We start from the raw sequence: 16,901 nt of genomic DNA, 5'->3' as shown, positions 1-16,901 counted from the left end.
AGTAAGCCACCGCTCACTTTGCCCACAACTGGCCCGATACGTCGGATCGGCGAACCGCCGTTCCGCAGTCGCCGTCATCCATTGCAAAGGGACGCTTTCATTCCCTCCCGCGGCCAGTCCAGTCTGACTGCCGTGGCCTGGTCACAGAGCTGACTCGGTGAGGATTGCGGTAGCGTTCTGTCCGTTGCGGGGAAGTTTTCCGCTCCCCAAACCGGCAGCCAATGGGTTGACCATCCACTGAGTAGCGGCACCGGTCACATGATGCTGATAGGAAATGCGCCTTAGGGGCGGGTGGTAGCCACAAGTGAGCACGACGGTGAAATACAAGCCGGACGCTGAAATGTCCATTCTGCACAACCTGAACGCCAAGGTGAGCCACCATCCTTCAGTGTCAACCGGTCTTCCACACTGAGGGGGCCTATCACAACGGCGTATAATTTGACTGAACCCTAAGGCGGTGCATAATGCCCGATGAGAACCGGTTGCAGCGGATATCCCGAGAGTCAAACAAGGCCGAGGTTCACGGTGCGTGGGAGCGTTTCGTCCGGGGTGAGGATGATGTGCATGGTGTGCGGCCGGAAGTGGCGATCTCCTGGCAGCGTTCCCGGGACCAGTACCACATCGATCCGTTTCTGACCGAGGTGCCTGGTGCGCCGGACTCCCAGGCAGGTTACTCCCTCGACCAAGATGTCGTGTTCGCGGAGTTGGGTTTTTGTGCCGCGGCCATGGCAAACGGCGTGGCGGACGCCGGGGGTGTCGTGACCATCGCCGATGCTGGCGGCAGGATCCTGACCTCCTGGGGCGATAGGTACACCCGTTCGGTCGCCAACGCGGGCGGTCTTGCCCCGTGGTTCAGCTGGTCCGAGAGCGCGGTGGGTACGAATAGCATGGGTACAGCTCTGGTGGCCTGCCGCGCGGTGATGATCAGGCAGACGGAGCATTGGGCCCAGGCTTTTCACGACTGGTCCTGCGCGGCGGTGGCGGTGCGCGACGTTGTGAGCAAGGAGCCGGTTGCCGTTCTGAATATTTCGGTTTGGCGCAGCGAGCTGCCCTCGACAACGCGGCAATGGCTGGAGAGGGCCGGAGTCCGCGCGCAGAGCAGTTTGCGCTGGCGCGCCCATGACAGCGGCGCCGAGCTCCTCGCCGTCTACACGCACGCCCGCGGCCGGTCGAGACAGCCGCTCGCCGCCGTCGATACGGCAGGTGCGGTAGTGATCGCCGACGAGCGGGCAAGTGTCATCCTCGGCGTCCCGAGCAACACTCCGGCACTTGATGCCGTGGGGCGGTGGATTCCGCAGCTCCCGGCACTCATCCACGCGGCCCGCTTTGCCACCACGCGGGCAAGAACAGACAACGGGTGGACCGGATCGACTCAAATCTTCACCCAGCTCGCTGACGAACCGTCATCGGTCGAGTTCCGCCCCGTCTTCTGTCGCGGCGAGCTGATCGGACACCTGATTTCTTTCGGTGCTGTCGCCGGCGAACAGTTCCCGCAGGCAGAAGCAGGCGGGGTATTGTTGGGGCAACCCCCGCGCCGGATTGTTGCGTTGCGTGCGGAGAACCGGATGGTGATGCTGCAGGCCTCGGAGGTCACGGTGGCCGAGGCGGATGGTAGCGGTGTGTGGTTGCACACGGATAATGGCAGGCTACAGGCTGCGGTGTCCGGGCTGGACAAACTCGAAGCCGACCTTGCCGGTACCGGCAGTTTCCTGCGGGTCCACCGTCAGTATCTGGTCAACCTGAGCCGTGTCCGGGAGGTCGAGCGTCGGGAAAAGGGCGAACTGGTCCTGGTCATGGACGATCCAACGAACACGATGGTCCCGGTTTCTCGGCGGAACGTCCGCCCGGTACGTGATGCGCTGAGCATCTGAGGTTAGAGCCAGTGGGAAGGGACGTCGATTGCGTGCGCAGTACGGAGACGGGCATCTCACCGGCTTTTGCCCGACAGCGTGGGCACGAATTACGCATGGCCGCCTGAAAATTCTCCTCGATTTACGCCCGCTCCTTGAAGTAACCAACGTGCGGTGGATCCAAGACGAGTTCCGTGATCACTGACGAGTAAGCTACCGTCTCTGCCGTGTGGTTATCGGCAGCAATCTTGGCCAAGAAGGTCAACTGCTTCGGCGAAAGAAGCTTACCTTCCAGAAGCCAAGTCTGTTCCTGATCTGGGAACCGGATTGCGAGCGGGGTATCAGTCGCAATGATTGTTGAGGCACGCGAGATGGCCGCTCGGAGGGCAGTAACTTCCTCGCGCATTCGTTGAAGATCGTGAAAGTTCGTAGAGAAATTGAGCATCGGCGTGCACGTCGCCATCGAGTTCAGATTGAATGCCAGCAAGCGTTCCAGATGGCCGAGAGTCTCAACTAGACCCGGCAGTGTCTTCGGATCATGTCGCAGACCGCCGCGTCGCTTTGGCTGGCTGCCTTCGTCCTCCGTCAACGACTCATGATTGACGCGGGTCCGTCAGTCATCGAGAAACGTTCGTTTTACATGAAATCTCGGTGGATCGCGAGATCGAACGGATCGCCGGTACGCTCAGTGTTCGTGCTCCCGCTTGATGGAAGCGAAGCCTTACATCGTGGCTTGACTGGTCGATGAAACGCTTACTAAGTGGATGAGAAGATGCCCGCACCAGTTCGAGGAACCAGGGGGAGCGACGGATGTTGGCGATGAGCCGATCTATCGGCTACGCACGTACTCGCCATCTGGGCGCGTGACGATTATCGGTGACCGATCTGATCGGAGGGCTGCGGGGTGTCAGCGATGATGCCGCGGTCGCGGAGGTGGGTCCGGCCCGCCTTGGATGCGTAGGCCTTGCCACCGCGCCGGCCCGGGCGTGTGCGTGTCCTGCCCGGACCGGCGCGGTTGATCTTCAACTGGTCCATCCGGCGGGTGAACATCGGCGCGTCTCCGCCCTGCTCGGCGGCGACCAGCAGCACCAGCGGCCTGCCTTTGCCATCGACCAGGGCGTGGCTCTTGGAGCTCAGTCCGCCGCGGAAACGGCCAATCGCATGGTCGTCTGGCTCATCTAACAGATTCATGTAATTAGACGGGGCCCCTGTGGTGCGGGGACGGTTGGTGCCGTGTTGGTGGGCGCGGTTCATTGTCGAGTCCACGGAGATCGACCTATCCACTTCGCCCCGGGCGTCAGCTTCCGTGAGCAGTCCGGCCAGGATTTTATCGCAGGTGCCGGCGCCGCTGTAGCGGCGGTGCCGCTTTCAGATGGTTTGCCACAGACCGAACTCGGCCGGCACATCGCGCCAGGCGATCCGGCTCCGATACCGGTAAATGATGCCCTCCACCCCCCGTCGGTCGTCCCGGAACGGACGGACCCGACGACCATCAGAGGACGGCAGCAACGGCTGAATGCGGGCCCACTGTCCATCAGTCAAATCAGAAGTACGAGACACCCATCAAGCATCCCGACACGAGGATTTAGGAGACATGCTACTGGAGGGTCGAAAGGCGTCGACCTCGACGCCGCCAGGATCAAAGCACCAACACGCAGTCGCCGGGTGCGCTACTTAGGCGCGTGCGCATCGGGCCGGCGCTAAAGCATGTTTCTCGCTTGGATGATTAAAGCAAAGGGCAGGTGCTTTCCGGATTCCCGGAGATGCACCTGCCCTCTGTGACGACGTGCTACTTGCCTGGAGCCTAGGCTTTGGCTTCAGCATCCTTGGCGCGGCGGCGAACCACCGCTGCGGATGCTGCGCTGGCGGCCAGAGCGCCTGCGCCAACCAGCGACCACAGGACCAGGTTGGAATCGGCAACGCTGCTGGCCTGGCCGGTTGCGGTTCCAGCGGCGGTAACGCTGGAAACGGAAGCGAAACCGGAATTACCCTTGCCAGCGCCGGCATGTTTGCCGCCGCCGTTGTTGTTGCCTCCGCCGTTGCCGGAATTCACAACCACGGCTGCCGAGCGCGTGGTGCCGGACGTGACACCGACGGCGGTGATCATGTAGTTGCCACCGTCCGGGAAGGTAATGGTGGTCGAGAAAGCGCCTGTGCGGTCAGCGATGACGTTGAAGTTGGAGGGGGCGGGCCGCTCGCCTTCCGAATTCTTCTTGCCGCCGGTCCGCTGGAACGAAATGCTGATGGTTTCGCCGGCGATGTAGCCGCTGCCGGAGAAAGTGATGGATTCGCCGCGGGCTATGGTGCCGTCGGAAACGATGCCGTTCTCATTGCCCGGCGCCGGATAGGTGGCTGCCACGGCCGGAGCGGTGCCAGTCAGTGCGATTATTCCTGCAAGTGCAAGCGCTGCAATAGACTTCTTCAATTGTCCCCCCTTGAGACGATTTACGAAATTCGCGTGATGATGGGGATGCAGATCCCCACGCGATAATGTGCTGAAATCCCAAATGTCTAGCCAGTGACGACGGTATCACTCACAGCTTTCTCCCAGCTAAGTAAGTCCAGAGTGGTTACAAAGCGTTAACCTACTGTCTAGGTCCAATAGATTGGAGCCGCTTCAGAAGGCGCCATGCCACACTTGCCCCATGGATGAGATCACGCCGCCTGAACCGCCTGTGCCTCCCGCCCAGAAAATCCGGGAGATGATCGACTGCGCGCACCGGATGGCGGCGTCCGTGGAGGCTGAAACGGGGCTGGTTCGCCGGCTGGGCAAATCATCCCCGAACCACGACCTGAACGAGATCATCGCAGGCTGGAATTTCACCGCTCTGGCCATCAGGGGACGCCACGACGGCCGATTTTGAGCGCCGCCGGAGGGTTAGGGAGCCTGGCAGCATGCGGCTGTGGTCCGCAAAAGCTGTGGCACCCCGGGACGAACATGATGGGCCGTCTACTATTCCGAGCGCGGCCACCGGCATGAGGAACAGGTTTTCTTCAACGAAAATGACGCATGTAACCATTTGCTTCAACTCATGAGGCAAATGGCGTCTGTCCGGAAGAGAAATGTAGAAGAGGGCTCCACACAAGGCGTGACTTTGGATACCAAGGGTTGAGTGGTGAGCGTCTGTTGCCTCATGTCATAACGTCCGGGAAGGGGCCTGTTGCCTCATTGCAATACCTCCGGGAGGGGTAATACGTTGCCTCATTTGAAAACCTCCGGATGAGTGGCTTCGTTGCCTCGTTGAAAAACCTCCGGATTGGTTAGCCGTTCCAGGCGCGGTTCACCGGTTTGAGAGGGGCTGGTTTCTTGGCCAGGGCGAGTGTTTCCAGCTCTGCGGTCAGAGCCAGGATCTGGCGGGAGAGGGCGCCGGGTTTGATGCGTTTGAAGGCCGCGTTCATCTGGATGACCGGCCGTTTGTGCACCCGTTCGTGCCGGACCGCGCGCTGATGGGGTGTGGCCGGCGCGTCGTGCTTCTTGGTGATCTTCGCGCCGTGGCGTTGCTTGGAGAGCAGTTTCTGCTGGGGCAGCAGGTAGTTGGTGAAGACGCGGTCCAGCTCCCAGATTTCGTTGAGTTTCTCCAGCTCCGCGGGCGTGTCGTAGCGCAGGTAGCCGACCAGTTCCCGGACCCGGGCCCAGTTCTTCTGCTCGACGTGTGCGCCGTCGTTTTTGTTCCCCGGGCGGGAGCGGGTGAAGGTGATCTGGTGCGCGTGGCAGTAGGCCAGCAGGTGGTCGTTGATGAACTCGGAACCGTTGTCCGAATCGATGCCGGTGATGGGGAACGGGAACACGGCAGTGACGTGCTCAAGGGCCTCAAAAACCCATTTCGCGGCCTTGTTCCGCACCGACCGGTTCACGGACCACCCGGTGCAAACATCGGTCACGGTCAGCGTGCAGCAGAACTCCCCGAAGCTGTTCCCGCCCTCGTGACCGACAAGGTCGATCTCCACAAACCCCGGGACCGCCTCGTCCCACTCGGCCCAGGTGCGGACCGGAATCTGGGACTTCAGCAGCGTGCCCGGCTTGGTGTGGGACCGTCCCCGCGGGATCAGTCTGGCCCGCTCGCCGGCGAGCTTGCGGTCGATCGTCGCCGCGCTCATCCGCATCAGCAACGCAGCCTGTTCATCGGTGAGCTCAAGCTCCCGGTCCCGCCGCAGCAACGGCACCAGCACCGGCAGCATCGGCGCCAGCAGCCTGCCGGCCGGGGCCCGCAGCACCGCCCAGCACTTGATCAGCGCCGGCAGCAGGTCCGGCCCATAGACGGGTGTCCTGCCCGGCCTCGGTCTGACGATTTTCAGCACCAGCGCGTCCCTCAGGGCAGCCCTGGCATAGTCGCGGTGCCAACCGGTCAGGTCGACCAGCTCGTCCACGATCCGGGACTTCCCTGCACGGTCCGCGCTCTGATAGGCGAGGGCCTTCTTCTTCGTCACAGCTTGCCGCTGGGCCATCGTTAGCTCCATGAAAACGGGCATAGCCCGCAACCGCCACCAACACCCTCAACCACGCCGCTACGCGGAGGTATTCAAATGAGGCAACGAATCCGGCTACGCGGAGGTTTTCAATGAGTCAACGCGAGGGGTAGATCTCGCGACGCCGCTGGGGTAGGTTGAGCGCAATTATCAGCGTCGCCGGGGAGTCAACCGTGACCAGTAGCAGGCCCAATCACAATTGGCATGTCCCCTCCCGCCTCCTCGTCGCGCTCGGCATCGCAACCGCGACTGCATTGGCGATCTCCGGGTGTACGTCCACGCCCACGCAGGCCCCCGCGTCGTCCACTGCGCCGCCGTCGGTGGCCGCTTCACCTACCGGCACGACGGAGGGAGGAAAGACAGGATCCGCGACTCTGGGAGGGCTGGACAAAGCCAAGGTCCGGGACACTTTCCGGACTCTCGCCAAGGAGCTGCTCGTACCGGGAGCGGCCATGATGCTCCGCACCCCTCAAGGCGACGTCAGCCTCACCTACGGCGTGACGAGCGCCGGAGGGTCAACATCTGTATCGCTCGACGACCACATCCGCATCGGCTCCGTCACAAAGACGTGGACCGGGACCGTCATCCTGCAGCTCGTGCAGGAAGGCAAACTCAAGCTTGAGGATCCCGTTTCGAAGTACCGCTCTGACGTACCCAACGGCGACAACATCACCATCGAACAACTCCTGACCATGCGCAGCGGAATCTACAACTACTCGGAGTCGTACGAGCTCAGCAAGGCCCTCGATAGCACGCCGCAGCGGGTCTGGACGCCTGAGCAACTGGTGGGTATCGCCCTGCCGCTGCCCACTTATTTCGGCCCCGGCGAAGGCTTCCACTATTCGAATACCAATACGGTTCTGCTGGGGCTCATAGCCGAGAAACTGGATGGCAAGGGCTTCGGGCAGATCGTGCGCGATCGGATCCTGGGACCACTCGGCCTGGAACAAACATCGTTCCCGGCGTCGGACTCTTCGGTCCTTCCCAAGCCCTTCTCCCGCGGTTACATGTACATGGACAATCTCCTCACCCTGTCCACGACCAGGCTTCCAGCGGACTTGATCGCGAAGGCACAGGACGGGTCGTTGAAACCGAATGACTACACAAACGCCAACCCTTCTTGGACGTGGGCTGCCGGGCAGGGCGTCTCCACGGCGGGCGACCTCGTGACCTTGGCCGAGGGCCTCACCGATGGCAAGCTGCTCAACCCGGACCTTCAAAAGAAGCGCATGGAGAGCCTTGCGCCGATCGACCCGGACAACCCAGACGCGGCGCGGTATGGCATGGCACTGGCCCAGTTCGGCCCGCTCTTCGGACACACCGGCGAACTCCCCGGCTACAACACCTTCATGGGCAGAGATCCGCAGAACAAGGTGACCTTGGTGGTGTGGACCAACCTTGCCCCGTCACCGGATGGGCGGGACCCGGCGTCCACTATCGCCAAGGCCGTCATCGGGGACCTCTACGGCGCAGCGCCTTCAGGCCCAGCCACGCGGTGAACCTCAGACACCGCGACGGCCAGCGCATGGCTCCAAGAGTCGGGCGACATAGCTGTTCACGGTTATTGTCGGCGTCGACTGCATGACGCTGTTGATTTTTACCGCGCCGTCCGGAACTGAGATGACTGCTGCCTGGTTGGTCGTTCGTGACTGTTCATTGCCAGACTGGAGAGTGACTGCGTGACCGGCTGGTGGGCGCTGAAGCGCCCTTTGCGGATAGGAACCCATGCGCGCCAGGCTCTGGTGAGGCCCTGTCCATTTCGGGAGTTTACGACGGCGGCGACGAAGCTTTCGGTGAACGGGGTCAGCTCATCCATGAGCGTGGCGCTGCCCGCCCGCCGTGGTCTGTGGCCTGACCGGCCCCGTGATGACGAGTTGGCAGTCCGGCCGCGGGCGGTCACCGGGAGCTCAGCCCTTCAGGGTCGTGTCGAGTAAGGCCCGCAGCTCCTGGAAGTGCCGCTCGGTGGCTTCGGGGTCAAAGGCGGCGGTGTCGGCCATGGTATAGCCGTGGGGCGCCCCTGCGTAGATTTCGTTGGTCGCCTCAAGCCCTGTGGCCTGGAGGGCTTTGCCGAGCCGGGCGACGGCGTCCGGTGCCATGCTGCGGTCGTGGTCCGCGTGGCCGAAGACGAACCGGGCCCGTGCGTTGCCAAGCTTGAGGTGCGGGCTGTCCGCCTCTGCCGTGGCCAGGCCGCCGCCGTGGAAGCCGCCGCACGCTGCCACCAGGTCCGGGTGTGAGGTTGCGGTCCGGACAGCCAGCCGGGCCCCCATGCAGTAACCGGTGGTCCCGATGGGGCCGGGAGCTACGCCCTCGAGTCCGGCCAGCGCGGACACCCAAGCATGATGTCCGGCAGGGCCTTGTCCGGTGTCAGTCGGCCAACCCGGGGGAAGGCAGCCTTGCCTGCAGCTTCCCTGCCTTCCTGGGTTGACATGTCCGCAGCCGGGGCCAGTTCGGCGATAGATCCATCACGGTAGAAGACGTTGGGTGCCAGCACCACGTAGCCCCAGTCGGCGATGCGCTGGGCCATCTCCTGGATTCGGGGTCGCAGACCGAAGGCGTCCATGTAGAGGATGACGCCGGGAAGTGGGCCAGTTGCGGTGGACGGGCGGGCCACCAGGGCCTCAGCGGTGCCTGCTGCGGCAGCGATTTCGATGGGCATGGGCCCACACTATCGGAGCTCAGCAGTAGCGCCGGGTCACGGTCCCACCACGACGACGAGAAAACGGGGGCGGCGCTCCTGACGACTACGCGCAGATCCGGGAGGGCCGGAGCGGAGAAATACGCTCTGGAAGCGGGAGTCCGGGAGCCATTTCCAATAGTCGTAATCACGTGGGTGCCCGAGACCATAACTGTTCGGGCCCCCGGTCGCGTGGGGCAGATGGAAGTTGGGTTGGCCAGAGGGGCTGGCGCCGGCGAGCTTCCAGGCCGCTGCGCCGTTCAGGGCGTGAAGCAGTCGGGCCAAGGCCCCGAGGGCGGCCCCGAATGAGGGGAAGGTGCGAGGCCTTCGCTGCTTGCCAGCTTCCCTTCATCCGTGGCGGTAGCCGGAGCAGCCCGCATCGACCGTGAATCCCGTGTCGGACGGTAAATCAAGTTTCAGTGATGCTGACGCTGCATGCGCCTCCCGGTTGCGCTCAGTTTGAGAATCCCCGCACGCACGGCCAGGCATGTATTCGGCCGTGCTAAATGTGGCGCCCTCGAACGAGGCGTTCGTCCGCCCCATGCACTGGCGTGCGCGTGGCGGGAGTTGACTGGGGCTCCGGAGTGTTCGCCGCTGCCTGTCGAGCAGCGGCGAACACGCGTCCGTTTGCTGTGCCCTGTTACATTCCGGGGATCTGCTGGGCTTCGTGGACCTCGATTTCGCATCCGCCGGGCATGGTCAGGTGCGGGTGCTGCTTGGCGAGTTCAACGGCCGCCTTGAGGCTTTCCGCTTCGATGATGCTGTATCCGGCGACCTCGCGCTGACTCGGAGCGGTGGCTCCGCCGGGGGAAACGCGGACTCCATGGGTAAGCGGGCTTCCGAAATCAATGAGGCCCTCGCCGACCTTGGCGCCCCAGGCGTTCCACTGTTCCATGACGGCAGCCATGTCTTCCGGAGCCGCCGGCGCGGCCTCGGCCGGGGTCGAAGGAGCGTGGTAGATGAAGACAAACCGGGACATGTCATTCCTGCTTTCGGGTCGGTTTGTTGAGTGGGTTGCTGGCGTGAGGGGGAGAGTCAGGCGGCGACGGTCCGGCCGGTGAACGCGATCAGGCGTTCGAGGCTGCCGGCGGTCTCCGCGACCGGCTGGGCGGGTGCGAAGCTGCCGTTGGCCCGGACCTGATCGGAGATGGTCTGCTGGGCCAGCCTTTCAACGTAGTCGGTGACGACGTCGGAGGCGACGACTTCCTGTCCGGTGGCCGTGGCGAAGTCCCATGCGTGCACGAGCAGCTCGACGTTGAGGATGCCGGCGACCATGGTGGCCGGCAGTTCGGCGAAGCCCATGTCGACGGCGCCCTCGATGCCGCGGCGGCTGAAGGCTTCCAGCGAGACCTGGGCGAGCCCGGCGATGCGCACCTCAGGGGTGGCGTCCGTGTCGTCTGACAGGTCTGCTCCGAGGGCGCCGCCGATGTGCTGCAGTGAACCGGCCAGGTGATCCAGGAGCTCATGGGCGGTGAACGATTCACAGGGAGTTGCCTTGTCCCGGTCCGCCGGGGTGAGCTTGCGCTGCACGCCGAGCAGTACTGCGAGGGATGCCTCGGCGCAGTTGAGGTGATCGATGGGGTCCGGGGCGGCGGCCCACGCGTCCGGTCCGGCGCCCGAAGCCGTGGATGTTTCTGCGACCAGGCGCTCGAGGTAGTGGTTCCAGCCTTCGGCGTGTGCTGCGGCTTGGTCGGGTGTGAGTCCCTCGTGGACCAGGCGCAGTGTGGTGCCGTCGGCGTCGGGCTCGAGTGTGATGGTCACGGTGGACGCCCCGGGTGCCAGGTCCATGCCGGTTTCCCAGCCCCAGGTGAACACGATGCGCTTGCCCGGTTCGATCTCCTGGAAAGTGCCGGCTGCGTGATGGCCGGGCGTGACGGTCCAGCGGTATTCCCCGCCGACCCGAAGGTCCACCCGGGCTGCAACTGTCTGCCAGCGGCGCAGACGCTCCGGCTCGGTGATGAGCGCAAACGCCTCGTCGGCGTTGACCGGCAAATGGATGGTCTTGTCAAAGCTCATGTGAACAGTTCCTTCGTTGAATCGAAACGGTGGCTAGGTAGCGTGATGCTGCGGGGGAGCCGGGCGGTCCCTGGCCAGGGAAGCGGCGTCCGCGGCCAGGAGATCCAGTTCATGGGTCCAAAATTGCTCGACCAGTTCGCGGAGCCTGGCCATGCCCTCCGGGTTGAGTTTGTAATACCTGTTGCGGCCGACTTTACGGGCGGAGACAAGACCGGCCTGTTCCAGCAGCAGCAGGTGTTGTGACACCGCGGAGCGGCTCACCGTGAAATGGGCGGCCAGATCCCCGACCGACTGTTCATGGTCGGCCAGAAGATGAAGCAGGCGGCGCCGGTTCGGTTCCGCAGCAATCTCCAAGGCATCCAACACAGAGAATACGTTAGTGGCTGCTAACGTATTTAGCAACAGGGTCGTGACGAAGGCTGCGGATGAACGGTGTGGGTGGGACGTGTTGGGAAGGCGCTCAGGCTCCTGTACTTTCGATTTCGCGGCAAGGCCCTCCCTGTCACATTCCGTAGCGCGGCGGTGTCCTATGTTAAACAACGGATCTCTTGATGGGAGTTGAAAATGTCATCGCGTCGCGTGGTTATCATCGGAGCCGGGTATGCCGGGGTTATGGCGGCGAACAGGCTCGCCGGGCGCAGGCAGCCGGACGACCTGAATGTCACTGTGGTCAACCCGTGTGCAGACCTTATCCAGCGGATCCGGTTGCATGAGGTGGCTGCGGGGAGCAGGGCAACGGCGCAAGTACCGATGAGATCGGTCCTGAGCGGGCGTGCGGAGTTCATTGAGGACAGCGCCTCGCGGATCGACCCCGTCAACCGCCACGTGTATTTCTCAAGCGGCCGCGAACCTATCGGCTATGACACGTTGCTCTACGCCGTCGGCAGCGGCCATACGTCGGCGGACGTGCCGGCAGGGGCGCATGGGTTCGGCGATGCAGAGTCCGCCAGCCGTCTACGGGCCAGGCTTTCGCAACTGGATGAGGGGGCTGCCGTCAGCATCGTCGGTGCCGGCCTGACCGGCATCGAGCTAGCTGCAGAAATAGCCGAGCAGTATCCGCGGTTGCACGTTCGGCTCATTTCCCGCGGGATCATCGGCAGCGACCTGTCCGGTTCAGGCCAACACGCGGTGCGGAGCAGGCTTGCGGCGTTGGGTGTTGAAATTCTGGAAAATACAGACGTGCAATGGCGCGATGACTCGACGCTGACGACCTCAGGCGGGTACATTCTGACCTCCGACTGCGCGGTCTGGGCGGCGGGATTCCGCGTGCCGGGCCTGGCGCGGGACAGCGGGCTGCCCACCGACGCAGAAGGCAGGCTCATCGTCGACGAGTCGTTGTCCTGTCCGGAGTATCCGGAGATCTTCGGGGCCGGCGACGCTGTCCGGGTTCCGGACTCGGTCGGCGGCCACCTGCGGATGAGCTGCGCGACGGCTTTGCCGCTGGGCGCACATGCGGCGGACAGCATGATGGCCCGCCTGCAGAACCGGCCCGCGGCTGCGCTGTCGGCCGGTTTCATGTTCCGCTGCATCAGCCTGGGCCGCAGGTCGGGGCTCATCCAGACCGTTGCCGCTGATGACCGGCCACGGCAGTTTGTCGTTCAGGGCCGTCTTGCAGGGCTTGCGAAAGAGCAGGTGTGTCGAATGACGCTGTCCTGGATTCGGGGCGAGCGTCGCCGGAGCGGTTCGTTCAGGTGGCCCAAGGGCCCGCTGCCAGCCGACGTCGCCGTGCCGGTGGAAGCCAGGTAAGGAGGTGGGATCGGCAACCGTCTTCGAAGAGCACCGCTCCCTGCTGTTTACCATTGCCTACGAAATCACCGGAACGGTCACAGATGCCGAGGACGTCCTCCAGGAAAGCTATCTGAGATGGTCGGCCGTGGACGCTGACGGCATCCGGAATCAGCGGGCATACCTGGCCAAAACCGTGACCCGCCAGGCGCTGAATTCCCTTCGGACAACTCAACGGCGCCGGGAAGACTACATCGGCCCCTGGCTGCCGGAACCCGTGGTGACACTGCCCGATGTTGCCGAGGATGCCGTACTGGCTGACGCGGTCTCCTTCGCCATGCTCGTCGTCCTCGAGAGCCTGTCCCCGGACGAACGGGCCGTCTTCGTCCTCCGCGAGGTCTTCGACTTCCCGTACGCCGAGATCGCCGACGCTACCGGCAAGTCACCGGCGGCCGTGCGCCAGCTGGCTAGCAGGGCCAAAGCGCATGTGCAGGCGCGGCAACCACGCTTCGAAGTGGATGCACAGCGGCAAAAGGCGGTCACCGACCGGTTTATCTCAGCGACCCTTGGGGGTGACGTCCAGGCGCTCATGGATATCCTCGCGCCCGGGGCCGTCCTCCTGTCCGACGGTGGCGGAAAGGTCTCGGCGGCGCGCAGGCCTGTTGTCGGTGCGGACCACGTCGCCCGCTTCCTGCTTGGTATCGCCACGAAACCCATTCCCGACATGCGTGTAGAGATGTCGTCACTGAACGGGATGCCGGCCATTCTGATTTACAGCGGAGCTGTTGTCGATCTGGCCATCATGGTGGAGTCCGACAATGACCATGTGACCGGCCTGTACCTGGTCCGGAACCCGGACAAGCTCGGCGCGGCCACCACGTCCCGACAGCTCAGCCGCTGACGGTTCGTGTGGCCGGGGCGTGACGTTACCCGGCCACACTGAATTGGCCGCCGGCCAGTAACTGCGCGGCAGCTTCATTCCGGTCTCGGCCACGACCTCGCGGAGCTGCTTCGGGTAGTCGGTGAGCAGCCCGCCGCCGGTGGCGACCATGGCCCGCGTGGTGTGGGAGCGGCCGACCATGTCTTTGGTGATGTACGGGATGTAGTTGGCATCATCCACGGTGCCGTTCTGGGGTGTGCCGTGCACGGGGAAAATGGGCCCAGCCACGGGGACTTGCCAGGCTGGCCGGCCTGCAGGAAGTCGTTATTGGTCAGTGGCCGCCAGAGTCCGGGGTGCCTGCTGCCGGACGGGGCGTAAAGGCGCAAGTCGAAGCGTTCGATGGAAACCGGGTGCCGCATGGTGGCGGCCTTGATGTCGCCGAAAGGTACCGCCTGACGGCGGTGGCGACGTTCTTTCCGGCGGTCGAGGCGATTCGTCGTGTCCGTACTGGTGCTCGCTTTCGGACCCGTCGAACTCTACACTGGGGGCCGAAGCAACAGCGGGCCCTTTGCCCCGGTCACGGCCGGATACGTGGGAGACAGTTTGCTGGACCCCCGGACTTGGCTGCGGCACAAGGGGGTTGCTTCGTATAACCGACACATCCGCGCCGTCCAAGTACAGTACGGTCGAGATGTCTTGCAGGGGTTCGAACCCATTGCCTGTCGCCGAGGGCCAGGTTCCTTCTGAACGCCCACACGCTCAGATTAGCGACCAGGGCGGGGGCTCTCCTTGAGGGCAAATGCTGCGCTTTCCGTGACCGCGCCTATCGCGGAAAGCGTCGCACCGGACGGTGCGGAGTATCCAACCTCAGCGGCAGGGTCTGCCACCGCTCATGCGGGGACCTGGACCTGCACGCCCCCGGACGGGCAGGGAACCGGAAGACGTCCGTTTTCGGGAGCGGCCCTAGCCATCGCGGTGGGCCATCGGGCCTGCGCCCGCACGACGCCGGATGCCCAGACCATGCGCTGGTCGGCTCCGTTGTAGTAGCCGATCCGGAAGGCTTGGATGTTGATGCTGCCCAGGGTGGAGTCGACGTCGAGGTCCACAGTCCGCCGCCGGGGCGTGGACGCGTTCTGGCCCAGGAATCCATCCAGCGTCGTCGTCGACGACCAGCGTGTCGGGACCTGGTCGCTGGGAGTGCCGGGTCGACGGTTTTCCTTCGCCACATCTAACACGCTGAGCGAACCCGGCCCCGCCGCCGACGCAACAACACCGCGGGCGGGACTGGTGGCGCCGCCGCCTGTACGCGGATATTCCAGTGGCGTCAGGAAGTAAAGGGCCAGGCAGAAAATTGTCAGGAAGGAAAGCGCAAAACCCGCTCTGACTGCGATGCGGCGCCGGACGTCTGACTGCTTCCCGGTCATGTTGCCAGTGATCATTCTCCCGGGCCCAGGTGAGGGGGCGCGCGCAAACGCATGAACTGCCCGACTTCCAAACCTCTACGGACCGCCAGTTGCCTCAGGCTTTGGAGGGCGAGATATCCTTCCCGGGGGCCGGAGGGCTGAAGGTGAGATGTCGCTGAGACTCTTCTCATCGTGAGCCATTGGAACGCTTGCGCTCCGAGGGAGCTCGCCCGGTTGGGCTCCGCTACGGTGCATTGGCAAGATTTCCGCTTTGGGACCGGGCTGAGGCGAAGGACAAGTTTTGCGGCCTCCCGGGCACGGCATGCGGTTGGCCAGTTGCGGGAACACCGGAGACATCATTTGCGTTGCAGTTCCGTCAGGCAAAACGCCCGAGAGAGAAGGACCGAAGTGGCAACGGATTACGACGAGGTACGCTCCGACGTTAAGGAGTCCCAGGAGCGTTCGCTGGAGGCTCTGCAATCGGCCAACGCCCCGGATGCGCGGAGCGTCGTCCGTGAGCTGGACGAAACCGATGCGCTGGATGAGGCCATGACCCCGGGCGGGGAGTTTGTCGCCGAGGAACTGATTGTTCAGGTGGTTCCCCAGGCCAAGGATGAGTTCACCTGCTATTCCTGCTTTCTGGTCCGGCACAAGTCCCAGCTCGCACGGGTAAGGGATGGCCACTCATATTGCATCGAGTGCAAGGGATAAGGGCGACACTGGATGCCGGCCAGCAACAGCCGCAACAGCTGGATGCAGTTTGCCGTTCCGTCATCGGTCGGAATAGCCTCCCGCAAAGCGAGGGTCCAAGCCAGTGCCTCCCGACAGGGCGGCCAAGCACTGCACCGAAGGCCTGTCTGGTTACTACGCCTCATCATCGGCACGGCTAGTGCCCGGATGGGCTTTCGGCCTCCGGCAGCTTTCCGGCTGCTGCGGGCGCAGAGAATCCCGGCCGACCAGCCCGGAGCACCGTTGGCCCACGGCGCAGGAACGTCCGTTTACTTGACGGTCAGAGCCCCGTGCATGTTCGCATGGTACGCGCAATGGAAAGGATAGGTTCCGGGTTTGGACGGAGCCGTGAACGTGGCCGTCCCGCGGCCCTGAGCTTCTGCATCGAACGCCGATCCTTCGTCCGCTGTCACGGTATGATCAGCGGAATCCATGTTTGTCACCGTCACCGTCGCGCCTGGGGAGACAGAGGCGGGCGTTTGGTAAGAGAAGTCTTTGATCGTGATAGCCGTAGCCGAAGCCGCCGGACCGGAGTCGGTCGCGGTCCCGGATGCCGGCATCGACGACGGGCTTGTTGACGTGCTCCCAGCTGTCGGGCTCACCGTCGCAGATGGAGTGCTGCTGCCGGAGCTGCATCCCACCGTTCCGCACAGCATCACCACCAATGCCAGGGTGGCCACCGCGTGACCTGTTGACATGGGCCACCGTCCTCAGATGTACGTGAATTCCATGTGCTTCATTGTGCTCCCTGGCGACTGCAAGGCCAAGGTGCAGGCTGCTAGCACCTCGACGTGATCATCGACCCTGTCGGGCCCGACGGGACGGCCAATGCCAGGTGGCGCTCTACGGGCGCCAGACCGTCAACTCCCGCGGCCGTCACGAACTTGTCCGCTCGAAAAAATTCGGACGCCCTTTGGGGTCGTCGTCTGCACCCAGCCCGACCTCCGCAGAAGCTGAATGGATCTGGGACACCATCTGGCGCTCCCACGCCGTCTCTGAACAAGCCCAGCACCTCCGCCGCGCTACGGGCGCGCGGGCAGGGCATGTGGACGCTTCCCAACTGGGTCTGTCAATTATTCGGTGTAACTGGGGTGGTTTCTTGTTCTAGTTGCTGCTGGCGGACAGGCGTCCGTCGAAGGTGATCTGGAAGGCGTTCA

19 protein-coding genes are annotated in these 16,901 nt (G+C 63.7%); 7 read left to right on the top strand and 12 right to left on the bottom strand.

Annotated features, from left to right (window positions below; all coding sequences use genetic code 11):
* Positions 1 to 464 precede the first annotated feature (464 nt).
* The gene (locus ACFRAU_RS15000) at positions 465 to 1,871 is read left to right on the top strand and encodes a LytTR family transcriptional regulator DNA-binding domain-containing protein (RefSeq protein ID WP_378000504.1); all 1,407 of its coding nucleotides are present in this window, start codon (positions 465 to 467) and stop codon (positions 1,869 to 1,871) included.
* A gap of 121 nt (positions 1,872 to 1,992) precedes the next feature.
* Here the strand turns inward: ACFRAU_RS15000 and ACFRAU_RS14995 are convergent, their stop codons facing one another.
* The 4 genes from ACFRAU_RS14995 to ACFRAU_RS14980 form a co-directional block, all read right to left on the bottom strand.
* Entirely contained in the window at positions 1,993 to 2,439 is a 447-nt protein-coding gene (locus ACFRAU_RS14995) for a hypothetical protein (protein WP_378000503.1), read from the bottom strand.
* Between the two features lie 281 nt (positions 2,440 to 2,720).
* Positions 2,721 to 3,041 carry a hypothetical protein gene (locus ACFRAU_RS14990; RefSeq protein WP_378000502.1) on the bottom strand — a complete coding sequence of 107 codons (321 nt, stop codon included), beginning with the start codon at positions 3,039 to 3,041 and terminating at the stop codon, positions 2,721 to 2,723.
* 177 nt (positions 3,042 to 3,218) lie between these two features.
* On the bottom strand, positions 3,219 to 3,410 hold the full coding sequence (locus ACFRAU_RS14985; protein WP_378000501.1) for a transposase: 192 nt from the start codon (positions 3,408 to 3,410) through the stop codon (positions 3,219 to 3,221).
* Between the two features lie 244 nt (positions 3,411 to 3,654).
* Positions 3,655 to 4,275, bottom strand: a complete 621-nt coding sequence (locus tag ACFRAU_RS14980) for a hypothetical protein (protein WP_378000500.1) — start codon at positions 4,273 to 4,275, stop codon at positions 3,655 to 3,657.
* Between the two features lie 220 nt (positions 4,276 to 4,495).
* Between ACFRAU_RS14980 and ACFRAU_RS14975 the strand changes: the two genes are divergently transcribed.
* The gene (locus tag ACFRAU_RS14975; protein WP_378000499.1) at positions 4,496 to 4,714 is read left to right on the top strand and encodes a hypothetical protein; all 219 of its coding nucleotides are present in this window, start codon (positions 4,496 to 4,498) and stop codon (positions 4,712 to 4,714) included.
* 397 nt (positions 4,715 to 5,111) lie between these two features.
* Here ACFRAU_RS14975 and ACFRAU_RS14970 read toward each other — a convergent pair whose 3' ends face one another.
* On the bottom strand, positions 5,112 to 6,296 hold the full coding sequence (locus ACFRAU_RS14970; protein WP_378000498.1) for a transposase family protein: 1,185 nt from the start codon (positions 6,294 to 6,296) through the stop codon (positions 5,112 to 5,114).
* 194 nt (positions 6,297 to 6,490) lie between these two features.
* On the opposite strand from ACFRAU_RS14970, the gene ACFRAU_RS14965 reads away from it, so the two are divergent.
* The gene (locus ACFRAU_RS14965) at positions 6,491 to 7,816 is read left to right on the top strand and encodes a serine hydrolase domain-containing protein (protein WP_378000497.1); all 1,326 of its coding nucleotides are present in this window, start codon (positions 6,491 to 6,493) and stop codon (positions 7,814 to 7,816) included.
* A gap of 408 nt (positions 7,817 to 8,224) precedes the next feature.
* Here ACFRAU_RS14965 and ACFRAU_RS14960 read toward each other — a convergent pair whose 3' ends face one another.
* From ACFRAU_RS14960 to ACFRAU_RS14940, 5 genes are all read right to left on the bottom strand, one after another.
* On the bottom strand, positions 8,225 to 8,647 hold the full coding sequence (locus ACFRAU_RS14960; RefSeq protein ID WP_378000496.1) for a dienelactone hydrolase family protein: 423 nt from the start codon (positions 8,645 to 8,647) through the stop codon (positions 8,225 to 8,227).
* Positions 8,617 to 8,973 carry a dienelactone hydrolase family protein gene (locus ACFRAU_RS14955; RefSeq protein ID WP_378000495.1) on the bottom strand — a complete coding sequence of 119 codons (357 nt, stop codon included), beginning with the start codon at positions 8,971 to 8,973 and terminating at the stop codon, positions 8,617 to 8,619. The genes ACFRAU_RS14960 and ACFRAU_RS14955 overlap by 31 nt, the downstream gene beginning before the upstream one ends.
* 658 nt (positions 8,974 to 9,631) lie before the next feature.
* Positions 9,632 to 9,970: a YciI family protein gene (locus ACFRAU_RS14950; protein WP_378000494.1), complete on the bottom strand. Its 339-nt coding sequence runs from the start codon at positions 9,968 to 9,970 to the stop codon at positions 9,632 to 9,634.
* Positions 9,971 to 10,026: 56 nt separating this feature from the next.
* Positions 10,027 to 11,007: a TIGR03086 family metal-binding protein gene (locus ACFRAU_RS14945; protein ID WP_378000493.1), complete on the bottom strand. Its 981-nt coding sequence runs from the start codon at positions 11,005 to 11,007 to the stop codon at positions 10,027 to 10,029.
* 33 nt (positions 11,008 to 11,040) lie between these two features.
* Positions 11,041 to 11,361: an ArsR/SmtB family transcription factor gene (locus ACFRAU_RS14940; RefSeq protein WP_378000492.1), complete on the bottom strand. Its 321-nt coding sequence runs from the start codon at positions 11,359 to 11,361 to the stop codon at positions 11,041 to 11,043.
* Between the two features lie 210 nt (positions 11,362 to 11,571).
* On the opposite strand from ACFRAU_RS14940, the gene ACFRAU_RS14935 reads away from it, so the two are divergent.
* Positions 11,572 to 12,753, top strand: a complete 1,182-nt coding sequence (locus ACFRAU_RS14935; protein WP_378000491.1) for an NAD(P)/FAD-dependent oxidoreductase — start codon at positions 11,572 to 11,574, stop codon at positions 12,751 to 12,753.
* A gap of 4 nt (positions 12,754 to 12,757) precedes the next feature.
* Positions 12,758 to 13,633 carry an RNA polymerase sigma-70 factor gene (locus ACFRAU_RS14930; protein ID WP_378000490.1) on the top strand — a complete coding sequence of 292 codons (876 nt, stop codon included), beginning with the start codon at positions 12,758 to 12,760 and terminating at the stop codon, positions 13,631 to 13,633.
* Positions 13,634 to 14,502: 869 nt separating this feature from the next.
* Here ACFRAU_RS14930 and ACFRAU_RS14925 read toward each other — a convergent pair.
* Positions 14,503 to 15,036 (bottom strand): hypothetical protein, encoded by a 534-nt coding sequence (locus tag ACFRAU_RS14925; protein WP_378000489.1) that lies wholly within the window; start codon positions 15,034 to 15,036, stop codon positions 14,503 to 14,505.
* Between the two features lie 387 nt (positions 15,037 to 15,423).
* Between ACFRAU_RS14925 and ACFRAU_RS14920 the strand changes: the two genes are divergently transcribed.
* Complete coding sequence (locus tag ACFRAU_RS14920; RefSeq protein WP_378000488.1) at positions 15,424 to 15,726, top strand: DUF4193 domain-containing protein; 303 nt, start codon at positions 15,424 to 15,426, stop codon at positions 15,724 to 15,726.
* Positions 15,727 to 16,013: 287 nt separating this feature from the next.
* On the opposite strand, the gene ACFRAU_RS14915 is transcribed toward ACFRAU_RS14920, so the two are convergent.
* Positions 16,014 to 16,304 (bottom strand): cupredoxin domain-containing protein, encoded by a 291-nt coding sequence (locus ACFRAU_RS14915; protein ID WP_378000571.1) that lies wholly within the window; start codon positions 16,302 to 16,304, stop codon positions 16,014 to 16,016.
* On the opposite strand from ACFRAU_RS14915, the gene ACFRAU_RS14910 reads away from it, so the two are divergent.
* Positions 16,246 to 16,431 (top strand): hypothetical protein, encoded by a 186-nt coding sequence (locus ACFRAU_RS14910; RefSeq protein WP_378000573.1) that lies wholly within the window; start codon positions 16,246 to 16,248, stop codon positions 16,429 to 16,431. The two genes, ACFRAU_RS14915 and ACFRAU_RS14910, sit on opposite strands and share 59 nt — an antisense overlap.
* Positions 16,432 to 16,901 lie beyond the last annotated feature (470 nt).

The organism is Arthrobacter sp. NPDC056691 (assembly GCF_042791415.1).
Lineage (GTDB): Bacteria > Actinomycetota > Actinomycetes > Actinomycetales > Micrococcaceae > Arthrobacter.
This window is presented reverse-complemented; position numbering and strand designations above follow the sequence as displayed.